The 22,130-nt window shown below is 67.6% G+C and carries 27 protein-coding genes; 12 read left to right on the top strand and 15 right to left on the bottom strand.

Translation table 11 applies throughout. The annotated features are described in order from the left end of the window. Positions 1 to 97: 97 nt before the first annotated feature. The 4 genes from RBB34_RS02920 (at position 98) to RBB34_RS02905 (ending at position 3,225) form a co-directional block, all read left to right on the top strand. On the top strand, positions 98 to 940 hold the full coding sequence (locus tag RBB34_RS02920) for an EAL domain-containing protein (RefSeq protein WP_306117691.1): 843 nt from the start codon (positions 98 to 100) through the stop codon (positions 938 to 940). Between the two features lie 138 nt (positions 941 to 1,078). Next, entirely contained in the window at positions 1,079 to 1,402 is a 324-nt protein-coding gene (locus tag RBB34_RS02915) for a hypothetical protein (protein WP_306117690.1), read from the top strand. A 95-nt stretch (positions 1,403 to 1,497) separates the two neighbouring features. Next, the gene (locus RBB34_RS02910; RefSeq protein WP_306117689.1) at positions 1,498 to 2,658 is read left to right on the top strand and encodes a PQQ-dependent sugar dehydrogenase; all 1,161 of its coding nucleotides are present in this window, start codon (positions 1,498 to 1,500) and stop codon (positions 2,656 to 2,658) included. A gap of 51 nt (positions 2,659 to 2,709) precedes the next feature. Further along, entirely contained in the window at positions 2,710 to 3,225 is a 516-nt protein-coding gene (locus RBB34_RS02905; RefSeq protein WP_306117688.1) for a DUF1499 domain-containing protein, read from the top strand. An 82-nt stretch (positions 3,226 to 3,307) separates the two neighbouring features. On the opposite strand, the gene RBB34_RS02900 is transcribed toward RBB34_RS02905, so the two are convergent. The 5 genes from RBB34_RS02900 to RBB34_RS02880 all read right to left on the bottom strand — a co-directional run bounded on the left by RBB34_RS02900 (position 3,308) and on the right by RBB34_RS02880 (position 6,986). Then, a complete protein-coding gene (locus RBB34_RS02900; protein WP_306117687.1) occupies positions 3,308 to 3,895 on the bottom strand; it encodes an HD domain-containing protein in 588 nt (195 codons plus the stop codon). Further along, positions 3,892 to 4,947, bottom strand: coding sequence for a DUF1176 domain-containing protein (locus RBB34_RS02895; protein WP_306117686.1), 1,056 nt, complete (start codon positions 4,945 to 4,947; stop codon positions 3,892 to 3,894). The genes RBB34_RS02900 and RBB34_RS02895 overlap by 4 nt, the downstream gene beginning before the upstream one ends. Positions 4,948 to 5,133: 186 nt before the next feature. After that, positions 5,134 to 5,880: an extensin family protein gene (locus tag RBB34_RS02890; protein WP_306117685.1), complete on the bottom strand. Its 747-nt coding sequence runs from the start codon at positions 5,878 to 5,880 to the stop codon at positions 5,134 to 5,136. A gap of 246 nt (positions 5,881 to 6,126) precedes the next feature. Further along, positions 6,127 to 6,678 carry a hypothetical protein gene (locus tag RBB34_RS02885; RefSeq protein WP_306117684.1) on the bottom strand — a complete coding sequence of 184 codons (552 nt, stop codon included), beginning with the start codon at positions 6,676 to 6,678 and terminating at the stop codon, positions 6,127 to 6,129. A 146-nt stretch (positions 6,679 to 6,824) separates the two neighbouring features. Beyond that, positions 6,825 to 6,986 carry a hypothetical protein gene (locus RBB34_RS02880; RefSeq protein WP_306117683.1) on the bottom strand — a complete coding sequence of 54 codons (162 nt, stop codon included), beginning with the start codon at positions 6,984 to 6,986 and terminating at the stop codon, positions 6,825 to 6,827. Between the two features lie 141 nt (positions 6,987 to 7,127). Between RBB34_RS02880 and RBB34_RS02875 the strand changes: the two genes are divergently transcribed. After that, positions 7,128 to 7,394, top strand: a complete 267-nt coding sequence (locus RBB34_RS02875) for a hypothetical protein (RefSeq protein ID WP_306117682.1) — start codon at positions 7,128 to 7,130, stop codon at positions 7,392 to 7,394. A gap of 7 nt (positions 7,395 to 7,401) precedes the next feature. Here RBB34_RS02875 and RBB34_RS02870 read toward each other — a convergent pair whose 3' ends face one another. The 3 genes from RBB34_RS02870 to RBB34_RS02860 form a co-directional block, all read right to left on the bottom strand. Further along, positions 7,402 to 7,626: a hypothetical protein gene (locus tag RBB34_RS02870; RefSeq protein ID WP_306117681.1), complete on the bottom strand. Its 225-nt coding sequence runs from the start codon at positions 7,624 to 7,626 to the stop codon at positions 7,402 to 7,404. Between the two features lie 32 nt (positions 7,627 to 7,658). Continuing rightward, a complete protein-coding gene (locus RBB34_RS02865; protein WP_306117680.1) occupies positions 7,659 to 8,387 on the bottom strand; it encodes an SDR family NAD(P)-dependent oxidoreductase in 729 nt (242 codons plus the stop codon). A 136-nt stretch (positions 8,388 to 8,523) separates the two neighbouring features. Further along, positions 8,524 to 8,943, bottom strand: coding sequence for a VOC family protein (locus RBB34_RS02860; RefSeq protein ID WP_306117679.1), 420 nt, complete (start codon positions 8,941 to 8,943; stop codon positions 8,524 to 8,526). A 170-nt stretch (positions 8,944 to 9,113) separates the two neighbouring features. Here RBB34_RS02860 and uvrB point away from each other — a divergent pair, with 170 nt between their 5' ends. Continuing rightward, entirely contained in the window at positions 9,114 to 12,143 is a 3,030-nt protein-coding gene (gene uvrB, locus RBB34_RS02855) for an excinuclease ABC subunit UvrB (protein WP_306117678.1), read from the top strand. Positions 12,144 to 12,213: 70 nt separating this feature from the next. On the opposite strand, the gene RBB34_RS02850 is transcribed toward uvrB, so the two are convergent. Continuing rightward, positions 12,214 to 12,558: a hypothetical protein gene (locus tag RBB34_RS02850; RefSeq protein ID WP_306117677.1), complete on the bottom strand. Its 345-nt coding sequence runs from the start codon at positions 12,556 to 12,558 to the stop codon at positions 12,214 to 12,216. A 238-nt stretch (positions 12,559 to 12,796) separates the two neighbouring features. Next, the gene (clpS, locus tag RBB34_RS02845; RefSeq protein ID WP_306117676.1) at positions 12,797 to 13,105 is read right to left on the bottom strand and encodes an ATP-dependent Clp protease adapter ClpS; all 309 of its coding nucleotides are present in this window, start codon (positions 13,103 to 13,105) and stop codon (positions 12,797 to 12,799) included. Between the two features lie 258 nt (positions 13,106 to 13,363). On the opposite strand from clpS, the gene RBB34_RS02840 reads away from it, so the two are divergent. Then, positions 13,364 to 13,909, top strand: a complete 546-nt coding sequence (locus RBB34_RS02840) for a BA14K family protein (protein WP_306117675.1) — start codon at positions 13,364 to 13,366, stop codon at positions 13,907 to 13,909. Positions 13,910 to 13,967: 58 nt separating this feature from the next. Here RBB34_RS02840 and RBB34_RS02835 read toward each other — a convergent pair whose 3' ends face one another. Next, positions 13,968 to 14,621 (bottom strand): MBL fold metallo-hydrolase, encoded by a 654-nt coding sequence (locus tag RBB34_RS02835; protein WP_306117674.1) that lies wholly within the window; start codon positions 14,619 to 14,621, stop codon positions 13,968 to 13,970. Positions 14,622 to 14,780: 159 nt separating this feature from the next. After that, a complete protein-coding gene (locus RBB34_RS02830) occupies positions 14,781 to 15,674 on the bottom strand; it encodes a branched-chain amino acid aminotransferase (RefSeq protein ID WP_306117673.1) in 894 nt (297 codons plus the stop codon). Positions 15,675 to 15,854: 180 nt separating this feature from the next. On the opposite strand from RBB34_RS02830, the gene RBB34_RS02825 reads away from it, so the two are divergent. The 3 genes from RBB34_RS02825 to RBB34_RS02815 all read left to right on the top strand — a co-directional run bounded on the left by RBB34_RS02825 (position 15,855) and on the right by RBB34_RS02815 (position 18,547). Beyond that, entirely contained in the window at positions 15,855 to 16,325 is a 471-nt protein-coding gene (locus RBB34_RS02825) for a MarR family transcriptional regulator (RefSeq protein WP_306117672.1), read from the top strand. Between the two features lie 47 nt (positions 16,326 to 16,372). Then, complete coding sequence (locus tag RBB34_RS02820) at positions 16,373 to 17,077, top strand: response regulator transcription factor (protein WP_306117815.1); 705 nt, start codon at positions 16,373 to 16,375, stop codon at positions 17,075 to 17,077. A gap of 153 nt (positions 17,078 to 17,230) precedes the next feature. Next, positions 17,231 to 18,547 (top strand): ATP-binding protein, encoded by a 1,317-nt coding sequence (locus RBB34_RS02815; protein ID WP_306117814.1) that lies wholly within the window; start codon positions 17,231 to 17,233, stop codon positions 18,545 to 18,547. A gap of 37 nt (positions 18,548 to 18,584) precedes the next feature. Here the strand turns inward: RBB34_RS02815 and RBB34_RS02810 are convergent, their stop codons facing one another. From RBB34_RS02810 to RBB34_RS02800, 3 genes are all read right to left on the bottom strand, one after another. Next, positions 18,585 to 18,944 (bottom strand): tRNA-binding protein, encoded by a 360-nt coding sequence (locus RBB34_RS02810; protein WP_306117671.1) that lies wholly within the window; start codon positions 18,942 to 18,944, stop codon positions 18,585 to 18,587. Between the two features lie 4 nt (positions 18,945 to 18,948). Next, complete coding sequence (locus RBB34_RS02805) at positions 18,949 to 19,449, bottom strand: YbjN domain-containing protein (protein WP_306117670.1); 501 nt, start codon at positions 19,447 to 19,449, stop codon at positions 18,949 to 18,951. A 316-nt stretch (positions 19,450 to 19,765) separates the two neighbouring features. Further along, entirely contained in the window at positions 19,766 to 20,026 is a 261-nt protein-coding gene (locus RBB34_RS02800; protein ID WP_306117669.1) for an accessory factor UbiK family protein, read from the bottom strand. Positions 20,027 to 20,132: 106 nt separating this feature from the next. Between RBB34_RS02800 and lgt the strand changes: the two genes are divergently transcribed. Together lgt and RBB34_RS02790 are read left to right on the top strand one after the other, a co-directional pair. Then, positions 20,133 to 20,993 carry a prolipoprotein diacylglyceryl transferase gene (lgt, locus tag RBB34_RS02795; RefSeq protein WP_306117668.1) on the top strand — a complete coding sequence of 287 codons (861 nt, stop codon included), beginning with the start codon at positions 20,133 to 20,135 and terminating at the stop codon, positions 20,991 to 20,993. Then, the gene (locus RBB34_RS02790; protein WP_306117667.1) at positions 20,990 to 22,093 is read left to right on the top strand and encodes an SAM-dependent methyltransferase; all 1,104 of its coding nucleotides are present in this window, start codon (positions 20,990 to 20,992) and stop codon (positions 22,091 to 22,093) included. The genes lgt and RBB34_RS02790 overlap by 4 nt, the downstream gene beginning before the upstream one ends. Positions 22,094 to 22,130 lie beyond the last annotated feature (37 nt).

Here is a 22,130-nt window from a genome sequence, read left to right as displayed (position 1 = left end):
TTGCCCGGCGCGCGCAAGCCGGCACGCGGCCCGCAACATTGCGTTAACCAAACTGGTTAACCATGATGACGGGGCAAGGGAAGCGGCGGGTCGGCCAATGGAAAACGCATTGCGCGCCCAGGGCGTGCACATTTTCGAGACCAGCGCCGGCGCCGTTGCGGCGGTCGACGAGCTGGTGGTGCTGCAAAGCGCGTTCCAGCCGGTCTTTCGATGCCGCCGCGACCGGATGGAGCCGGTGGCGTTCGAGGCGCTGGCGCGGCCGTTTCGCGGGGCCAGCCCGCTGCCGCCCGAACGCTATTTCGACGATCTCGAACGCGAACGGCTCGGCGCGATAGAGCAGGTCGTGCGCCATATCCATGTGCGCAACGCCGCCCACCTGCCAAGGGGCGCGCGGCGCCTGTTCCTGAATTTCCATCCCAGTGCCTTCGAGAGCCCGGCGCGGATCGAGCAGGATCTGCGGCTTCTGGGCGCCGACTTGCGTGCGATCGGCATATCGCCGGCCGACCTTGTCTGCGAGATAACCGAGCAGCAGGAGCACGCCGAGGAGGCGCTGAAGGATGTCGTCTACCTGCTCAGGGCGCGCGGCTACCGCATTGCGGTCGATGATTTCGGCGCCGGCTTTGCCGATCCGGGGCGGGTGGCGCGGCTGACGCCCGACATCGTCAAGGTCGACGGCGCGCTGGTGCGCCGTCATCTGGCCACGCCCGAGGGCTGCGTCGAGCTGGGCCGGCTCGTCGAGGCCTTCGGCCGGGACGGCATTCAATGCGTGCTCGAGGGCCTTGAGACGCTCGAACAGGTCGAGCGCGCCCGGCGCACCGGAGCGCATTTCCTGCAGGGCTTCGCGCTCGCACCGCCGCAGCTCGCGCCCGGCGAATTTGCGTCGCTGATCGCCGCCGGCCGTCGTCACCCCGAACTCCGGCTGGTCAAGTCGTTCCGCTGAACGGCGCACCCGCGCCCTGCCCCGAAAAAGCCACGAAATCTCCCGCGCGCCGCCGGTTTCCGAGCCCGATCGCGCCGCAATGGCCTGCAAACTCGGCACGAAGAATGGGCCGCCTGCGGCCTGCCGGGGAGCACGAGCATGTTCATGCGCTATGCCATGCAGCGTCGGGTCTGGCGCCGTTCCAGGATTGTGTCCGACATCGCCCTCGTCGGCGGGTTCGGCTTTGCCACGCTGGTCGCGCTCTTCAGTCTGACGACGCTCGCCCCCGCCGCCCCGCTCGGCGTCGACGCGCTCGCCACAATGCTTGCCGCACCCGAACTTCACGCCGGACCGTCCGAGCCCGGCCGCCAAACCACGCTCGCCGCCATGCTGACCGGCCTTGCGGCGATGGGATTTGGCGCGCTTACCCTGACGCGCGGGCTGCTGGACGATTTCGACAAGGCGATGCGCCGGCGCGGCTGAGCCATCGGCCGTCCCTTCGACGCCCTGCCCCTTGGCATGGCGAAATGCTGGCATAGATCGGTCCAAGTGACGCTTTCATCACGGTGAGACACGACATGACGCCCAAACGACATGCCACCACGATTGCCGCAACCGGCCTTGCCGCCGCGCTGTCCGCGACCGCAGCGCCCGCCCAGACCGTGACCGAAACCACCGAGGACGGCTTCACGCTGACCGCCGAGACCGTCGCCGACGGGCTCGCCCATCCCTGGGCGGTGGAACTCCTGCCCGACGGGGCGCTGCTCGTCACCGAGCGCGAGGGGTCGATGCGCATCGTCCGCGACGGCGCGGTTTCGGCGCCGGTCGACGGCCTGCCGGAGATCGCCGTGGTCGGCCAGGGCGGCCTTCTCGACGTCGCCATCGCCCCCGATTACGCGCAGACGGGCGAGGTCTACTTCACCTTCGCCGAGCCTGGCCCGGGCGGGGTGGGCACGGCGCTCGCCAAAGGCGTGCTGACCGGCGCGGACGGCGCCGATCCGGAGCTTGCGGATGTCGAGACGGTCTTTTCGATGAACGAGAAATCCTCCGGCGGCCGGCATTTCGGCTCGCGTACCGGCTTCTGGCCCGACGGCACGGTCTATGTGACCACCGGCGACCGCGGCGAGCGCCCGCGCGCCCAGGAGATGGACGACCATGCCGGCGCGGTTATCCGCATCGATCGCGACGGCACCATCCCCGATGACAACCCGTTCGTCGGCGAATCGGGCGCAGCGCCCGAATTGTGGTCCAAGGGCCACCGCAACATCCAGGGCGCCGACATCGATCCCGAGACCGGCCGGCTGTGGACCGTCGAACACGGCGCGCGCGGCGGCGACGAGATCAACCGTCCCGAGGCGGGCCTGAACTATGGCTGGCCGGAGATTTCCTATGGCCGGCACTATTCGGGCATGCGCATCGGCCGGGGCACCGAGGCGCCGGGCTTCGAGCAGCCCGTCTACTACTGGGATCCGTCCATCGCGCCGTCGGGCCTGGCCATCTATGATGGCGCCATGTTCGCCGAATGGCAGGGCGACATGCTGGTCGGCGCGCTGGCCGGGCGGCTGCTGTCGCGGCTCGACCGGAACGAGGCGGGCGAGATCACCGGCGAGGAGCGGCTTTTCGAGGACGATCTGGGCCGCATCCGCGATGTCGACATCGCGCCCGACGGCTCGTTCTACCTTGCCATCGACGACAATCCCGGCCAGATCGTCCATGTCACGCGCGGACCGGCATCGTAGGGCTGGGCGCCACCGCCTGCGGACCGAAACCGGGAGCGGATTTCAGCACGCATGAAATGGATAATTGGCCTCGTTCTGATTGCCTGCGCGATCGTCGCCCTCGCCGGCAGCTTTCTGATCTTCTTCGGTCGCGAGCAGACCTGGCAGATGGTCGCCGGCGACCCGGACCTCGGCCCGTTCGACCTGACACGGCTGGAGCGTTCGCCGAACGCCAATGATGCGCTGCTGTGTTCGCCGGGCCTTTGCGAAGGCGTCGCGGTGGACGCGCGTTTGCCGGTCTATGACATGGCGCCCGGCGCGCTGATCGCGGCGCTCGATGCGGCGATCGAGGCGCAGCCCGAACGCAAGCGCCGGGTCGACGACGGCAGCGATGCGGCGGCGCTGCGCTACGTCACCTGGACGGACACGATGCGCTTTCCCGACACCAACCAGTTTCTTGCCGTCGATCTGGGCGAGGGCCGGTCGGGACTGATCGCCTATGCGCGCGCGCAACTGGGCAGATCCGATCTGGGCAACAACCGCGCCCGGCTCGAGCGCTGGACCGGCGCGATCGACGCGGACGGCTGATCGGGCCACGACCCTCGCCTTTGCCCTTCATCGCTTCCACGCAAGTGGCAGAGCAACGTCATCCGTCGCGAGCGCCCGACCCCTACCCCGCCCAGGACGCCCGGCCCTCGGCCAGCGCCTCGGTCTCGGCGTCGATCAGCGCGCGGATTTCCGCCAGCAGCGCATGGGCGTCGGTGCGCGCGCGCCCATAGTCGAGATTGAAGCGGTAGTCGAAATCGGGCGCATTGGCCCCTTGCGTGTGTTGCAGGATGGTCTCGAGCTTGTCGAAACCCTTGGCGAGCACGGCTTCGGGCGTTTCGGCGGCGGCGTATTCGTCGTAGATGGCGCGAAACTCGGTTCGCAGCGGCGCCGGCAGATCCGCCGTCAGCCGGTGGAAGTCGGCGCGCTCGCGCGCGGCGCGACCGTCATCGGCGCCCTGATGGATCGCCGGCACGTCGCCTTCGTAGATCTCGCCAAGGTCATGGATGATGACCAGCTTGAGCAGCCTCAGCGGATCGATGCCGGGCACCAGATCGGCAAAGGCCAGCACCAGCAGCGCCAGGCGCCAGCTGTGTTCGGCGACGCTTTCGGCCCGGCCCTGCGCGGTGGTGCCGCTGCGCAGCGTGTCCTTGAGCCGTTCGGCCTCGCGCACGAAGGCGAGGCGGGCCGCGAGTTCGCCCGGATCGGTCACGACTTGTCGGTCACCTGGGGCCAGAGCTGTTCCCAGCTCTCATAGGTCTCGTCATAGACGCCATCGCAGTCCTGCTTGACGCGCAATTCGCGCAGGACGAAGCCGAAGCCGCCGTCCTGACGGTCAAGGCCCCAGCGCGAATAGGTGCCGCAATCGCCAAGGCCGCGCCCCTTGAACAGCCCGGTCAGTTCGCCCGTATCGGGATCCCAGCTCGCATTCCAGGCGAGCAGTTGCGCGGCGGGGCCCTGTCCGGTCATCGTTGGCAGCGCCAGCCGCTCATAGGCTTGCCCCGTGTTCAGCCAGTAGGCGAAGGGGATGTTGTAGGCGCCGCCCTCGCCGCAGCGCATGCCGATCAGCGTCACGCCCTCGGCAAGGTTCGCCTCGAAGCCCGCCAGCGGCTCGGGGGCCCCGCCCGCAAAGGTCGCGCACGGCGCCTGCTCGCCTTCATAATAGAGTTCGAGCGCCGCCGGCAGCGTGTCCAGGCCGACCACCGTCTCGCCCGGCGCGGTCACCGGCGGCGCGAGCGGTGCGGCCCCGATCTGGGCGAGCGCGTCGTCGCGGCCGATCCGGCCCTGCACCTCGTCCATGAAGATCGCGCCGGCGACGACGCCGGCCAGCGAGAATTGCGCCGTCGCCTGTCCGCGGCGCGTCCTGTAGGTGATCGACAGCCGGTCCCCGCGCCGCGCCGCCGCGAACAGATCGCGCAGGGGCGCCTGCGTGTCGTAGATGTATTCGGAGATCGCCGCCCGATAGGCCATGTCCTCGACCGGTATGGTCAGCACCTCGTCGCCATCGATGACGAACCGCACTTCCGAGCGCGCCGCCAACGGCTCGCGCATGGTCAGGTAGAGCGCCAGCGGTGCATCGGTGGCGGCCGAGCGCCGGAACCCGACGGTGTACAGCGTCACCGAAGGATTGGTGATGAACAGGTCGCAGCGCAGCGAATTGTTGCAGGACACATTGACGTCGCGAATGCGCTTGAACTGGTTCGCCTGGGCCGCCGGGGCGGCGAGCGCCAGCATCAGCGCCCCGACCAGGACGGTCCATGCCATCGATTTCAAAGCCGAACCGGCTTGCCGAATATCGCCTTTCCCGTAACGCACGCCGCGCGCTCCTGCCGTCTGTGTCATGGCACCTTAACATAGGTGGCGCTTCGGCGATGATAAGTGTCGGGCGGCGCGCCCACATAATTTTGACCGCCGGCCCGCCTCGCCGGCGGACCGGGAATTGCCAGCGCGTCAGTCGCAGTGGCGATAACCGCTCGAGCGCTGCTTGAGATCGAAATGGAAGTGGTCGGCATGGTCGCGATCGCTGCCCGGCCCGAGCACGGTCGTGAAATCGTCGCATGCGGCCGCGCGCACCGAGCGCAGGAAGCCGCGCTCGCGGAACGCGAACAGGCCCGGCTTGGCGACGTCGATCACGCGGCCGTTCTTGAGCTTGAACGCGCCGATGTCGAGGGCATTGCCCTTGGAGTGCTCGGACCAGGTGCCCGAACCGCGAATGCGCCGGCACGAATAGGACGAGATCTGCCGCACCTCGGCAATGCCCGACAGATAGCGCGTGCGCGCCGCGCGGCCTCCGGTCTCCTGCAGCCATTGCGCGGCGGCGAGCGCGGCCTGGCAGTTGAGCGTCGCCGCCGGCGTGAGCGCGACGCCGCGTGCCAGCGTCGACACCTTGACCGGGTGGTCGATGTAGCAGGCCGCGCTGTCGCGGATCGGCGCGATGTCGGTGAACTGCACGCCCATGCGCTTGAGCTGCGCACGGCACTGCAGCTCGGCGGCCGGCATAGTGGGCGCGTTGCCCGCAAAGCCCGGAATCCGCACGCGCGGCATGGAAAAGATCGAGCGCGTCTCCACGGTGCGGTCGACCGGCGCCGGCGGCTGGCGCAGCCCGAAGCTCATGTCCAGGAAGGTGCACGAGGCCAGCGCCAGACCCGCCGTGCAGATGAGCGCCACACGCGCAATCGTTCTCGTCCCGTCACCCATGAGCCCACTCCATCGCGCGTTCGAGCCGCGCCCCGCGCCCGAGGCTATCGGACCAGGGTGAATGCGAGGTTGGGCGAAATGGTTAACGCGATCCTAAGACGCGCGCCGCCTAAAGAGCGTAGCCTTGGACGTCGGACCAGTCTCGTGGGAGGCGTTGCATGCGCGAAAAGGCGGTGGTTCAGGGCCGCCCATGTGGGCTCGATCACACTGGGTTTCCGCCTGCGCTTTTGATGCGACCTGCCGGGCTCACCGGCCGAGCCCGGCAATGTCCTCGGTGACCGGCTCCATCATCTTCAGCGCCATCATCGACAGGCCGACGCTGACATGGCCGGCTTCGAGCAGGGCAAAGCGCGCCGGCACATAGACCGGATGGGCCAGTTCGGCCGCATCGGCCGGCGTGACCACGATGTCCGCGATCGATCCGTCCGGGTGCAGGAAGGCGTCGGAGACATAGCCGGCGATGCGGCCATCGGCGGTGACGACCGTCATGCCCATCCACGCATCGTTGAGCGGATGGCCGTCGGTCGCCGGCGCGGCCGTCACGGCCGCATGCGAAACGAAGACCTCACCGAAGCGCTCAGGCGTCGGCGCCGCATAGGCCAGCAGCCGGGGCGCACGCTGATCGGCCGCGCCCGGCTCGGAGGCATGCGCCGCCACCGCGCCCAGCACCAGCCAGAAAATCGCCATGACCGCGACGCATTCGGCAACCACCATCATGGCAAGGCGAACCGGATGCCCCGAATGTGCGGGCCTGGGATGGACGAAAGGGTTGCCGAGTGCGCGGGTCTGTCGGGTCATGGCTTCGTCGGTGGCTTCGTGTTGGACTTTGATTGCCACCGCCTCCTTGACCACCACCCTAGCGATGCGCCCACGCCGATGCTGTGCGTTGCGTCACACGCCGCATCGCCGCGCCCGACAATGGCGTTGCGGCGGGGTGCCGCCGGTCAGTTGACCGCGTCGACCACGTCTTCGGTGGCCTCCTCGGCCGCATCGACGGTCTGCGCCGTGTCCTCGCCGACGCCCTCGATCGTGTTGGCGCAGCCTGAAAGCGCGATCAGAAGACCGAAAACGGTTGCGGCAATGGTGGCAGGGGCTAAGCGTGTCATGGTCTGGCTCCGTTCGACGTTTGGCGACAAACGCGCCCGCGGCAGGCCCGGTTCCCGGGGCCGGCCGTACACATTCGCCCGTCCGGCGCTTGATCGATCGGCGCCATGCAGGCATTTATCGGCGCAGCAAGGGAGACAACGATGCGACGCCTGCAAACTCCGATCGCACTGACCGCCATTGTCGTTTCGCTCGTCCCGCTGGGCGGCTGCGGCAGCATCGACCCGTTCGACCGCGGCCGCTCCGAGCCGCTGCCGCCGGTGACCGGCAATGTCATCGCCACCTCCTCGAACCGCGAATTGCGGGCCAGCGAAGAGCTCGAAGAGGCGCAGGCGGCCGAGCAGGACGCGTTGTCGCAGGATCAGGCGGGCGCGGCGGACGCCGACAGCGGCGAGGCCGGCGCCCAGTAGGGCGGGTTCAGGCGGCGCCGGATGCCGCGGCGAGCGCCTCGGCGCGCAGGCCGAGGACGACGCGGATGCGCCGGCTGGCGCGCGGTTCGCGATGGCCGACCAGCCAGACCGGCACGGCGACCGGCCCGAAGGTCGGCGGGACCGGCACGACCCGCGGCGTCATCCCGGCGATGTCGCTCATCATCAGACCGACGCCCGTACCGCGCTTGACCATGTCTTCGACACCTTGCATCGATGCGTGATGCAGGTGCCCGAACCGGACGGCTAGCCGGTGACCGCGCCACCGTCGACGATGAACTCGCTGCCCGTGGAATAGGTGCCCTCGCAGAACATGAAGCGGACCATGCGGGCGACCTCGTCGGGCTCGCCGAATCGCGGGATCGGCTGGCCGCCGGCGGTGTCGTCGCCGAGCCCTTCGGTCATCGGGGTGCGGATCGGTCCGGGATGCAGCGACAGCACGCGCACCCTGTCTGTCGCCAGATCGAGCGCGGCGCCCTTGGTGATGCCGCGCACGCCCCACTTGCTGGCGACATAGGCCGCAAGGCCGCCATAGCCCTTTAGCCCGGCGGTCGACGAGGTGTTGACGATCGTGCCGCCGCCGGCGCGCGCCATCGCCGGCGCGGTTGCCCGTATGCCCAGGAACACGCCGGTCAGATTGATGTCGACGACACGCCGGAAGTCGTCCGGCGCGGTGTCCAGCACGGAGGCGAAATGCACGATGCCGGCATTGTTGAACAGCGCGTTGACGCCGCCGAACGCCTCCTCGGCGGCGGCCACCGTTTCGGCCCAGGCCTGATCGTCGGTGACGTCGTGATGGCGATAGGCCGCATTGCCGCCGATCTCCGCTGCGACGGCATTGCCCTCCTCATCGAGTATGTCGGTGATCATGACGCGCGCGCCATCGGCCGCCAGAAGCCTCGCGGTCGCCGCGCCGATGCCGCGCGCCCCGCCCGTCACGATGACCTTCAGATCGGAAACCCTGATCGGATCCATGATGTCTTCTCCTCCTCCGCGCGATGGTGACCGACCGATCTTAGAGCGTCCTGCGCGGTGACGATAGCCGAGCTGGCCGGCGGCGCATGGACGCAGGTCATTGGAACGGTTGCTGGAACCCCGGCGGGCGTTCCGCTCAGGCGGCGGCGGGCGGCTCGTCGCTGCCGATCATCCAGCGCACGCCGAACCGGTCGCGCAGCGTTCCGAAGCCGGCGGCCCAGAAGGTCGGCTCGAACGCCATGGTGATCTCGCCGCCCTCGGCGAGCCTGTCGAAGACGGCTCGGGCTTCGGCCGCCGTGGGATAGCTGAGCATCACCGAGCAGCCGTCCATCGGCGCGCTCGTCTCCATGATGTTGTCGGACGCCATGATCGCACCGTCACCGACGCCGAGCCTGGCATGCATGATCCAGTCCTTCTTGTCGTCGGCGACCGGAAACTCCGGCGGCATCTGCGATGCGGGCATCACCCCGCTGACCTCGCCGTCGAACACATCGGCATAGAAGTCGAGCGCCTGACGGCATTGGCCGTTGAAGAACAAATAGGGTATGGGGTGCATGGGATCCTCCTGCCTTGCCGGCGTTGCAACGCGATGGCGCGAGACGCGCGCACCGCGCGCACTCTATCACGAAGCGGGCTCCGGGCCTCCTGCCAGCCTCCTGTCAGGATGGCCCGCCGAATTGCCGGCGCGGCCTTTCCATCGCATCGGCGTTTTCCCATATTGGCGCCATGGCAAGACCGAAGAAGAAGACCGGCCGGCCCGAGGCCGACGATCGCGACGAACGTGGCTTCGGCGAGGCACCGCAGCGTGATCTCGACGGCGCACCCGTGCCGGGCGGCTCGATCGAGGATTGGGCATCGGAAATCGCACGTGAAGCGGGCGTTTCGCCCGCGCCGCGCAAGATTTCCGACGAGGACTTCATTGCACAGCTCGAGGACGAGGCCGCGCGCGACCAGCGCGACGCCGAGACGCGCGATATCCGGAGCAAGGCCGGCAAGCATAGGAAGAAGGCGGGCTCTGCGCCCCTCTCCCCCCTTGAGGGGGAGATGTCCGCAAAGCGGACAGAGGGGGGTGAAGAGAAATCCAACGGCTTACCCCCCTCTGCCCCTGACGGGGCATCTCCCCCTCAAGGGGGGAGACAGGGCGGCAAGCGTGCGCAAGACCGCACCTACACCGTCGGCGACAAGCGCACCGGCGGCGGCGTGTCGATCGGCGGTTCGAACGATCCCAAGGCGCGCGCCGCGGCGGGCCTGAACCCGGTGGCCGGGCTCAATGTCGGCCTGGAAGAGGCCGAACAGCTCGCCTCGACCTCCGGCGTGACGGCGACGGTCGAGGCGCTCAAGGCGCTGATCGAAAGCGGCAACCCGCTGTTCAAGGACGGCCAGACCTGGGTGCCGCACCGGCCCGAACGGCCCGAAAAGTCCGAGGGCGGCATTCCGCTGAAGATGGTCACGGACTACCAGCCGGCCGGCGACCAGCCGACCGCGATCCGCGATCTCGTGGAGGGGTTGGGAATACCCCCCTCTGCCCCTGACGGGGCATCTCCCCCTCAAGGGGGGAGAGGGGGCGGCAAGCTGGCAACCGACTGCGTCGATGTCGCCGACGATGCACCACTCTCCCCCCTTGAGGGGGAGATGTCGGCGCAGCCGACAGAGGGGGGTACCGCCGGCGAACGCACGCAGGTCCTTTTGGGCGTCACCGGCTCGGGCAAGACCTTCACCATGGCCAAGGTGATCGAACAGACCCAGCGCCCGGCGATCATCCTCGCCCCCAACAAGACGCTCGCCGCCCAGCTCTATGGCGAATTCAAGGCGTTCTTTCCGGACAATGCGGTCGAATATTTCGTCTCCTACTACGACTATTACCAGCCGGAGGCCTACGTTCCGCGCACCGACACCTATATCGAGAAGGAATCGACCATCAACGAGCAGATCGACCGGATGCGCCACGCCGCCACCCGCGCCCTGCTCGAACGCGACGACGTGATCATCGTCGCCTCGGTCTCGTGCATCTACGGTATCGGCTCGGTCGAGACCTACACGGCGATGACCTTCCAGATGCAGATCGGCGACCGCATCGACCAGCGCCAGCTTCTCGCCGACCTGGTCGCCCAGCAATACAAGCGCGCCGACATCAATTTCGTGCGCGGCACGTTCCGCGTGCGCGGCGACACGATCGAAATCTTCCCGGCCCACCTGGAAGACCGCGCCTGGCGCATCTCGCTGTTCGGCGACGAGATCGAGGGTATTACCGAGTTCGACCCGCTCACCGGCCACAAGACCGACGATCTGAAAAGCGTCAAGATCTACGCCAACTCGCACTATGTGACGCCGCGCCCGACGCTCAACCAGGCGATCAAATCGATCAAGGAAGAGCTCAAGCACCGCCTGGCGGAACTGGAAAAGGCCGGCCGGCTGCTGGAGGCCCAGCGGCTCGAACAGCGCACGCGCTACGATCTGGAAATGCTCGAGGCGACCGGCTCGTGCCAGGGCATCGAGAACTATTCGCGCTATCTGACCGGCCGCAATCCGGGCGAACCGCCACCCACATTGTTTGAATACATCCCCGACGACGCCATCGTCTTCATCGACGAGAGCCATGTCACCGTGCCGCAGATCGGCGCCATGTACAGAGGCGACTTCCGCCGCAAGGCGACGCTCGCCGAATACGGCTTCCGCCTGCCGTCATGCATGGACAACCGGCCCCTGCGCTTCGAGGAGTGGGACGCGATGCGCCCGCAGACCGTCGCGGTCTCGGCGACGCCCGGCGGCTGGGAGCTCGAACAGTCGGGCGGCGTGTTCGCCGAGCAGGTCATCCGCCCCACCGGTCTCGTCGATCCGCCCGTCGAGGTGCGCCCCGCAAAGACGCAGGTCGACGACGTGCTCGGCGAGATCCGCACCACCGCGCAGGCCGGCTACCGCACGCTGGTCACGGTGCTGACCAAGCGCATGGCCGAGGATCTGACCGAATACCTGCACGAACAGGGCGTGCGCGTCAGGTACATGCATTCGGACATCGACACGATCGAGCGCATCGAGATCATCCGCGATTTGCGCCTGGGCGCGTTCGACTGCCTGGTCGGCATCAACCTGCTGCGCGAGGGGCTCGACATTCCCGAATGCGGCTTCGTCGCCATTCTCGACGCCGACAAGGAGGGCTTCCTGCGCTCGGAGACCTCACTGATCCAGACGATCGGCAGGGCGGCCCGGAACGTCGACGGCAAGGTGATCCTCTATGCCGACACGGTGACCGGGTCGATGGAGCGCGCGCTTGCCGAGACGAACCGCCGCCGCGAAAAGCAGCTCGCCTGGAACGATGAGCACGGCATCACCCCGCAATCGGTCAAGGCGAACATCGCCGACATCCTCGACAGCGTCTATGAGCGCGACCATGTGCGCGCCGACATTTCCGGCGCCAAGGGCTTGGCCGCCGACGAAGGCGCGCTGATCGGCAACAATCTCGCCGCGCATATCGAGGCGCTGGAAAAACAGATGCGCGACGCCGCCGCCGATCTCGACTTCGAGACCGCCGCGCGCCTGCGCGACGAGGTCAAGCGCCTGCGCGAGACCGAACTGGCGCTCGCCGACGACCCGCTGGCGCGCGAGACCGGCTCGGATGCACCCTCCCCCTTAAGGGGAGGGTCGCCCGGCGCAGGCGGGCGTGGTGGGGGTAAGCTCAAAAAGGGTGACAAGTCCTACTTCCGCAAGAACTCGCTCGACGAGATGACGGTCGGCCGCACCGAAAAGCCGCGGCGGTAACCGCCTGCGCCCGCCGGCATCGCGCCTGCCCCTCCGGTTCGGCGGTGAACTGCGGCGGAAGGACCCGGCCCTACTGCGACAGACGCAGGGCCGCGCCGCCATTTCCACCGCCGGACGGCTTCAGCGTGAACCCGCGGGCGACGCTGCATTCGCGGTATTGCACGTTGGCCTGATAGTTGGAGTCCCACCCGATCGTCACCGACTTCGGACAGTTGTGGAAGGTCTTGCTCGTGATCACGCCGTATCCGCTGGTCGAGACGGCCCATACCCGTTGCAAACCCTTGCTGCTGGTGACGGTACAGGACACCGCGTTCGGTATCGAGCACGAAACCGATGCGGCGGAAGCCGGAACGGCCATGTACAGGGCCGCCAGAACGGCAGCCGAAGACAGTATTACGATTTTCATATCGGTCATCCTTTTTCGTTCGTTGTGAAGAGAACGCCAATCACATGGCGCTTTCTCCGTTTGCGTGCATCTATCCATGATGCCTGCAGAAACGATACAGGTTTGACCCGATCGAGTGTGTGTGAATTCTCACAGGTTCGTCGGCTGGCCCGGCCTGATCCGCTTTCCCCTCACGCAACTGCGACCGGCACTCGCGCTGCTCGCGCGGTCTCGTATCCCTCTCCCCGCCCGCCGGGAGAGGGAATGCCTACGCCTCCGGCTCGGTCGTGAACTGCAGCGGAAAGCCGGCCGCCTTGCCGGCGTCGGTGGCCCGCGCCGCCTTGGTTTCGGCGACGTCGCGAGGAAAGACGGCGACCACGCAGGAGCCCTTGCGGTGCGCGGTGATCATCACCCGGTAGCTCTGGTCCTCGGTCAGGCGGAACTCGGCCTTGAGCACGCGCACGACGAATTCGCGCGGCGTGTAGTCGTCATTGAGCAGTATGACCTTGTGCAGCTTCGGCCGCTCGACCTTCGCTCTGGTCGCGGTGCGGGGCTTGGTTGGTGTCGCGGTGCTCATCCGTCCTCTCCCGGGCTGCGGGGAAAATAAGGCAAGGCCTGCGCGCGGACCAGTGCCGGCGGTGCCTCGCGCCCCGCCGCCGGGCTAATGTCCCGATCGTTTCCGTGGCCTCGTCATTGCGCCGGGCCGTTGTCACATCGAGGCCGCAAAGGACGTTCAGGAAGCGTTCAGGTAAAATCCGTCACAATGACGACGAAGGCAGCAACTGACGCGCCGCCCATGGCTGGGCGTGACGCGAAGACGCCAAGGAGAAACACCATGCCCGTTTCGGCATTGCGGACCTGCAAGTCGGCCATCGGCGCGGCGGCCATCGCGGCCACCGCCATTGTCGCCGTCCCGCTCACGGCCACCGGCGCCCAGGCGGGCGAATATGTCGATGTCGGCGGCGGCAAGAAGGTCGTGCGCTGCGGTCCGCGCGGCAAGCGCTGCGTGGTCAGGCGTCATGCCCCGCGCGGCGGCTATGTCGTCGACGATGGCGCCGGCGTCGCCGCGGCCATTCTGGGCCTCGCCGGCGTTGCCATCGTCGCCGGCGCGCTGTCGGAGACCTCGCGGCCGATCCCCGCATACCCGCATGCGGTCGAGCCCCTGCCCGCGCCGGGCTATCGCTACCAGGGACCGGCGCAGACCTATTACCCGCCGGCGCCCGCGCCCCGTGACGACGATGTCGTCAGCTATGCCGGCACGCTGGAACCGTGGACGGCCGGCTGGTACGACTGGTGCGACAAGCGCTACAAGTCGTTCAATCCGGACACCGGAACCTATCGCGGCTATGACGGCCGTGACCATTTCTGCGTTCCCAAATAGGGGCTTTCGGGGGCTTTGCGGAGGCCGGTCGCGAAAGCCGCACCGGCCGCTTGCCCGCTCAGATCCGCCCGGCGAGGAATGGATTGGTCCGCCGTTCCTCGCCCAGCCTGCCTCCGGGCCCGTGCCCGCAGATGAAGCCGACATCGTCGCCCAGCGGCATCAGCTTGTCGCGGATCGAGGCGATCAGCGTGTCATGATCGCCGCCGGGCAGGTCGGTGCGGCCGACCGAGCCCGAGAACAGAACGTCGCCGACATGGGCAAACCGCGCCTGGCGATTGAAGAACACCACATGGCCCGGCGCATGGCCCGGGCAGTGCAGCACCTCGAAGACATGGCCGGAAACCTCGACCGTGTCGCCCTCGGCGAGCCAGCGGTCGGGCACGACATTGCGCACCGGTCCGCCGAGCCCGAACATGCGCGCCTGGTCCTCGAGCCCGTTCAGTAGCGGCCTGTCATCCTCGTGCGGGCCGACGATCGGGATTTCCAGACGTTCGGCGAGGTCCATCGCTCCGGCCGCATGGTCGATATGGCCATGCGTGAGCCAGATCGCCGTGATCGTGACGTCGTGGCTTTCGGCCGCCTCGACGATCCGGTCGACATCGCCGCCCGGATCGACGACGACGCCGGTCTTGCTGTCGTCGTCGAACAGGATCGTGCAATTCTGCTGGAAAGGCGTCACCGGAACGATGACGGCCTGGAGTTGGCCGGGCATGAAGCCTCCATTGGTCGCGCTGTCGCAAGCCATAGGCGCTCGGGCCCGGCCATGCAATCGGCCGGGCGGACCGGGTTCGTGCAATAATGCACATCGGCACGGCTGCCGGCGCGGTGCGAAAGGCGCTTTGCGCGTCCCCCCGCGTCGCGCTGCCGACGGCTATTCGGCCGCCATCGCCGCGCTGGGCTGCACATGGGCCTCGAAATCGGCCATCAGCGTCCTGGCGATCTCGCCGACCTCGAAATTGTACGGCCCGATCTCGGACACCGGCGTCACCTCCGCCGCCGTCCCGGTCAGGAAGCATTGTTCGAAATCGGCCATCTCCTCGGGCATGATGGCGCGTTCGATCACCTCGAGCCCGCGCGCCCTGGCCAGTTCGATCACTGCCTGCCGGGTGATCCCGTCCAGGAAGCAGTCGGGGGTGGGCGTATGCAGCTTGCCGTCCTTGACGAAGAAGACATTGGCGCCCGTCGCCTCGGCCACCTGGCCGCGCCAGTCGAGCATCAGCGCGTCGGCATAGCCCTTGGCCTCGGCGACATGCTTGGAGATGGTGCAGATCATGTAAAGGCCGGCGGCCTTGGACTTGGACGGCGCGGTGCGCGGATCGGGCCGGCGGTATTCGGCCATGTCGAGCCTGAGCCCCTTGAGCCGCTCGGCCGGATCGAAATAGCTCGGCCACTGCCAGATCGCGATCGCCAGATTGATCCTGGTGGCCTGGGCCGAAATGCCCATCATCTCCGAGCCGCGCCAGGCGATCGGGCGCACATAGGCGTCCGCAAAGCCCTGCTTGGCGAGCAGCGCATTGCACGCCTGGTCGATCTCGGCGACCGACCACGGGATTTCGTAGCCCAGGATCCTCGCCGAATCGTGCAGGCGCTGATTGTGTTCGGTCAGCTTGAAGATCTGCCCGCCATAGGCGCGCGCACCCTCGAACACGGCGCTGCCGTAATGCAGTGCATGGGTCAGCACATGCACCCTGGCGTCGGCCCACGGCACGAAGGCGCCGTTCATCCAGATGTGACCGTCAAGCTGATCGAAAGGAACCGGTGCCATGGCGCTCATCCCGTTTTGCGGCCCGTCCGCGCGCCGGACGGCGCGGCAGGAGCCCGTTGTCATTGGCGCGCCCGGCCAGCCGTGGGGACGGCCCGTTCAGGGCGCGGACTCACGACTTTACAGAGCATGCCAAAATATGTCAATAAGGCTGACATATTTTGGCGAACCGTTGGCGGAGCCATGCCGGACACCGTGACCGATGCCCAGACCGAGGCGCTGATCGAGTTGATCTTCTTTGCCTATCGGGACTTCATCTCCGATCCCGACGCGATCCTGGCCGAGTTCGATTTCGGCCGCGCCCATCACCGCGTGCTGCACTTCATCGACCGCAAGCCAGGGCTTACGGTCGCCGAACTGCTCGACTTTCTGGGCATCACCAAGCAGAGCCTCGGCCGCGTGCTCAAGCAGCTCGTCGATGGCGGCTATGTGCGCCAGCACCATGGCAGCGGCGACCGGCGCCGGCGCGAGCTCTACATGACCGACAAGGGCGCCGCCCTCATCGCCCGGCTGCGCCAGCCACAGTCTCGCCGCATACGCGCCGCATTGGACCAGTCGGGTCAGCGGGCCGAGGACATCGCCGCTTTTCTGCGCGCCATGACGGGCAGCCAGACACGCGGGCAGATGACGGCGCTCGACCGGCACACGGCATAGGCGGAGCGGATCGGACGATGTCACGGATCGAGGAGATGAGCGCATCGATGCAGGCCGGGCCGGTGCTGCCCGATCATGCCCCCCACATTCTGATCGTCGACGACGACACCCGCATCCGCCAGCTCCTGACCCAGTACCTTTCCAAGAACGGCTACCGCGTCACCGCGGCCCAGGACGCCGCGGATGCGCGCCGCAAGATGGACGGGCTCGAATTCGACCTGCTGGTGCTCGACGTGATGATGCCCGGCGAGGACGGCGTCTCGCTCGCGCGCGCCATGCGCGCCCAGGACCGGGACGTGCCGATCCTCATGCTCACCGCCCGCTCCGAGACCGAGCAGCGCATCGAGGGGCTTGGCGCGGGCGCCGACGACTATCTGCCCAAGCCGTTCGATCCGCGCGAACTGCTGCTGCGCGTGGGCAACATCGTGCGTCGCCGCATCCCGGACGATCCGGCCCCGATCAGCCAGCTCGTCTTCGGCCCCTATATCTTCGTGCTTGCCCGGCGCGAACTCAAGAAGAACGGCGAGGCGATTCGCCTGACCGATCGCGAGCGCGACATCATGGCCCGCTTCGCGCTGAAACCCGGCGAGACGATCGCGCGCCACGAACTGGCCGACGCCGGCGCCGAGATCGGCGAGCGCACCATCGACGTCCAGATCAACCGCCTGCGCCGCAAGCTCGAATCCGATCCGGCCAATCCGCGTTACCTTCAAACCGTGCGCGGAATAGGCTACCGTCTGTCGATTGAATAGGCGATTTTTCTGGCAGCGGGCGCCGGGCCCGCCGGATGACCGATGACACTGGCGCAACAGGACCGGGCAGGTGTCGCGCCTCGCCAAAGACGCAGCCTCAGGCGACGCCTGTCGCGCACGGCGCGCTATTTCGGGCTGAAATGGCGCGGCTGGATGGCGCGCATGAGCCTGACCGTGCCGCGCGGGCTCTATGCGCGCTCGCTGATCATCATCATCGCGCCCATGGTGCTGCTGCAGTCGGTGATCGCCTTCGTGTTCATGGAGCGGCACTGGCAGACCGTCACGCAGCGCCTTTCGACCGCCGTCACCCGCGACATCGCCGCCATCATCGACATCATCGAGACCTATCCGCAGGACGACACCTATTCGGAGGTGATCCGCATCGCCCGCGAGCGCCTGGCGCTCAACGTCGCCATCCTGCCCCCCGATCCCCTGCCCGCGCCGGCGCCCAAGCCGTTCTTTTCGATCCTCGACCAGATCCTGTCCGAGGAGATCATCCGCCAGATCGGCAAGCCGTTCTGGATCGACACGGTCGGCAATTCCAATCTGGTCGAAATCCGCATCCGGCTCGACGACAAGGTGCTGCGCGTGTTCGCCCGCCGCAGCCAGGCCTATGCGTCCAACACGCACATCTTCCTGTTGTGGATGGTCGGCACCTCGCTGGTCCTGCTGTTCATCGCGATCCTGTTCCTGCGCAACCAGATCCGGCCGATCCAGCAGCTCGCCGAGGCGGCCGACAGCTTCGGCAAGGGGCACGGCATGCCCCAGGGCTTCCATCCGCGCGGCGCCATCGAGGTGCGGCGGGCCGGCCTGGCCTTCATCCGCATGCGCGAGCGCATCGAAAAGCAGATCGAGCAGCGCACCGAGATGCTCACCGGCGTCAGCCACGATCTGCGCACCATTCTGACGCGCTTCAAGCTGCAGCTCGCCATGGCGCCCACCTCCGACGACATCGGCGCGATGGAAAAGGACATCGAGGACATGCAGTCCATGCTCGAGGGCTATCTGCAGTTCGCCAAGAGCGACATCGAGGAGGAGACCGGCGAACTCGATCTCAATGCGGTGCTCGAGGAGACCGTTACCCAGGGCAAGGTGCACGGGCGCACGGTCGCCGCCAGCGTGATCGGCCGCAACGACATCGTCGTGCGTCCGGTCGCCTTCCGCCGGCTGATCGCCAATCTGGCCTCCAACGCCTTCCGCCACGGCGAGCGGCTGGAGATCGTCGCGCGCGTCTCCAAGGGTCGCCTGACGCTGACCATGGACGATGACGGGCCGGGCATACCGCCGGAGCAGCGCCAGGCGGTGTTCCGCCCGTTCTATCGGGCCGACAACGCCCGCAATCTCGACGAGAGCGGCACCGGGCTGGGGCTTTCCATCGCCCGCGACATCGCCCGCAAGCATGGCGGGGACATCCGGCTGGAGGATTCGCCGCTCGGCGGCCTGCGCGTCAGCCTTCACATGCCGGTGTAGCTGCTGCTCGATTCCGGTCAGGCCAACGCCCGCTGCGCTACATCAGCCGTTTGCCGTTCGGCACCGGCTTGTCGATGGCCGCCAGCACGATGGCGCCGTCCGCGTCCTCGAACCCCAGCGTCAGCACCTCCGAGCGCATCGGCCCGATCTGCCGCGGCGGGAAGTTGACCACGGCCATCACCTGCCGGCCGACCAGGTCCTCGGGTCGATAATGCGCGGTGATCTGCGCCGAGGATTTCTTGACGCCGATCGGCTCGCCGAAATCGATGCGCATCCGGATCGACGGCTTGCGCGCCTCCGGGAACGGCTCGGCCTCGACGATCGTGCCGGTGCGGATGTCGACCTTCAGGAAGTCGTCAAGGCCGATCACCCCGGTCCCGTCCGTCTCGCTTGCCATCGGCTCACGCCTCGCCGACGGTCTCGAACATGGCGTGATCGAGCGCCTCGCGCGCGGTCACGCCCGACCAGACCACCGACTGGAAGGCCTGGAAATAGCTCTCGCAGGTCTCCACCGCGCTCGACAGCATCACCTCGACCTGCGCCTCGGTCGGCTCGGCGCCGCCCGACAGGAGCAGCGAATGGCGGAACATGATCGCCCCTTCCTGCTCCCAGAAGTCGAAATGGCCGATCAGCAATTGCTCGTTGATCAGCGACATGAGGCGCATCACCTCGCCGATGCGCTTCTTCTGCACGGTAACGTCGAACGCGCAGGCGAAATGCAGCGATTCGAAGTCGGGCATCCACGCATAGGAGACGTGGTAGCTCGTCCAGTTGCCGGCGACCGCGACCGCGATCTCGTCATCGCCGGTGCGCTCGAAATTCCATTCGCGCGCATGGGCGACATGCTCGATCACATCCACCGGGTGGGCGATCCTGTCGTGTTCGATCTCCAGAAACGTCATTTACACATCCAAGGTTGGGCGCGGTCGAAACCGGCCTGTGCTCCGCCCAAGACGTTTGGCGGCCATTGCGCCAATACGAATCAGTCAACGATTTCAGTGTATTGATGACGTGCCCGAACGAAACCCCCGCTCGCGCAAGACAAGCCATTCACGTGTGGATGGCGATCTTTGCCCACAACTTCGTCGCCGTCTAACCGATTCTGCGCGAACGCCTTTTCGCCGGCGCGGACTCGATCTGTTCCTGTGGACAAAAACCTTTGAAAAGCTGTCACGAATCCGGTTCGGCGCGCCGAGACGACGCCCCGCCGCGGCGTCTTCAGTCCTCGAGCCGGGCAAGACGCGCCTCGAGCGCGTCGATCTTCTTGGCCAGTTCTTCGTTTTCGGCGCGCGCCTTCAGCGCCGTCTCCTTCATGGCCTCGAATTCCTCGCGCTGCACCAGGTCCATGCCGGCAAGGAACTTTTCGGCCTGGGCCTGGAACATGGTTTCCACCTCGCGCCGCATGCCCTGCGCGGTGCTGGCGGCGTCGGTCATCAGGCGGGCAAAATCGTCGAATATCCTGTTCGAGCCGGTTGTCATGGTCGTATCTCCCGTGTTCAAGCCCTACCTATGGCCGGCCCGCGGGCAAGACAAGACGCACCCGCGCCGGCACGCGCCGCGCCGCAACCGTTGAAAGCCGCCGACGATGGACCCCACACTCTACCCGCTGCTGCCGCAGGCCGCGCTCGCCTTCCCCAATATCGACCCGGTTCTGATCCAGGTCGGACCGATCGCCCTGCGCTGGTATTCGCTCGGCTACATCGTCGGCATTGTGATCGGCTGGTGGCTGGCCCGGCGCATGGCCGCCAACGACCGCCTTTGGGGCACCCAATCGCCGATCAGGCCCGTCGACATCGACGATTTCGTGCTGTGGGCGACAATCGGCATCATCGTCGGCGGGCGGCTGGGCTATGTGCTGTTCTACGATCTTGGCACCTATATCGACAATCCGCTGGGCATCTTCGCCACCTGGCAGGGCGGCATGTCCTTCCATGGCGGGCTGATCGGCACCGCGCTGGCCATGCTCGTATTCGCGCGGCGGCGCGGCATCGATCCCTGGCGCCTGTTCGACGTCGTCGCGGCGGTCGCGCCGATCGGCATCGGCCTGGTGCGCATCGCCAATTTCATCAACGCCGAACTGTATGGCCGGGTGTCCGAGGCGCCCTGGGCCATGGTGTTTCCCACCGACCCCCTGCAATTGCCGCGCCACCCGAGCCAGCTCTATGAAGCCCTGCTCGAAGGGCTGGTGCTGTTCGTCGTGCTGCGGCTCGCCACCCATCGCTGGCTGGCGCTGCGCCGGCCGCGCTTCGTCTCCGGCCTGTTCATCGCCGGCTACGGCACGGGCCGAACCGTCGTCGAGTTCTTCCGCGAACCCGACGCCCATATCGGCTTTGTGTTCGGCGGCTGGCTGACCATGGGCATGGTCCTGTCGATTCCCATGATCCTGCTCGGCCTCGCCCTGATCGCCTCGGCGCCCCGCGCCGAGCAGCCCCGATCGGCCGCATGAGCGACGAACTGCGCGAAGCGATCGCCACGCGCATCGGCGCGAGCGGGCCGATGAGCCTGGCCGAATACATGGCCGAATGCCTGCTGCATCCGCGCCATGGCTATTATGCGCGCCGCGAGCCGTTCGGAGCGGGCGGCGATTTCGTCACCGCCCCCGAGATCAGCCAGCTCTTCGGCGAGATCGTCGGCGCCTTCATGATCCATGTCTGGCGCCAGGCCGGACGGCCCGCCCCCTTCGCGCTCGCCGAGGCCGGCCCGGGACGCGGCACGCTGATGGCCGACATGCTGCGCACCGCGCGCCTCGACCCGGAGTTTCGCGCCGCCGCGCGCGTCGTGCTCATCGAGGCGAGCGAGCGCCTGCGCGGCGTCCAGCGCGCCCGGCTTGGCGATGACGGCGCCGATGCGCAGTGGGTCGACACCATTGCCGCATTGCCCGGCCTGCCGACGTTCCTGGTCGCCAACGAGTTCTTCGACGCCCTGCCCATCCGCCAGTTCGTCAACACCGCCGGCGGCTGGCGCGAGCGCATGGTCGGCCTGGACGACCGCGGCGCGCTGCACTTCGTCGCCGGCCCCGGCGGCATCGATCCGGCGCTGCTGCCGCCCGGCCATGGCGACGCGCCCGAGGGCGCCATCTTCGAGACTTCTCCGGCGCGCGAGGCCGCCGCCGCCGAACTGGCCGCCCATATCGCCCGCCATGGCGGCCTCGCGCTGGTCTTCGACTACGGCCATCTTCAGCCAGGCATCGGCGACACGTTCCAGGCCGTGCGCGACCACGCCTACGCCGATCCGCTCGCCGCGCCCGGCCGGGCCGACCTGACCTCGCATGTCGACTTCGCCGCCCTGGCCCGCGCCGCCCGGCAGGCTGGCGCTCATGTACCTGCGGCGATGACGCAGGGCGCGTTCCTGCTCGCCAGCGGCATGGCCGAGCGCGCCGGCGCGCTCGGGGCCGGCAAGTCCGGCCCCGAACAGGCGGCAATCGTCGCCGCCGTCGAGCGCCTGTGTGGCGAGGACGAGGGCGGCATGGGCGCCTTGTTCAAGGTCATGGGCATCGCCCATCCCCGCCTCGGCCGCCCCATCGTCCCGTTCGAGCTGCCCGCTTGACTTGTCGATGGCCTTCCAACACCGTCACGCAAAACGG

Origin of the sequence: Roseitalea sp. MMSF_3546 (assembly GCF_030732865.1) — a bacterium.
Classification (GTDB): domain Bacteria; phylum Pseudomonadota; class Alphaproteobacteria; order Rhizobiales; family Rhizobiaceae; genus Roseitalea.
The sequence above is the reverse complement of the archived record's forward strand: the minus strand, read 5'-3'. Positions and strand labels throughout refer to the sequence as shown.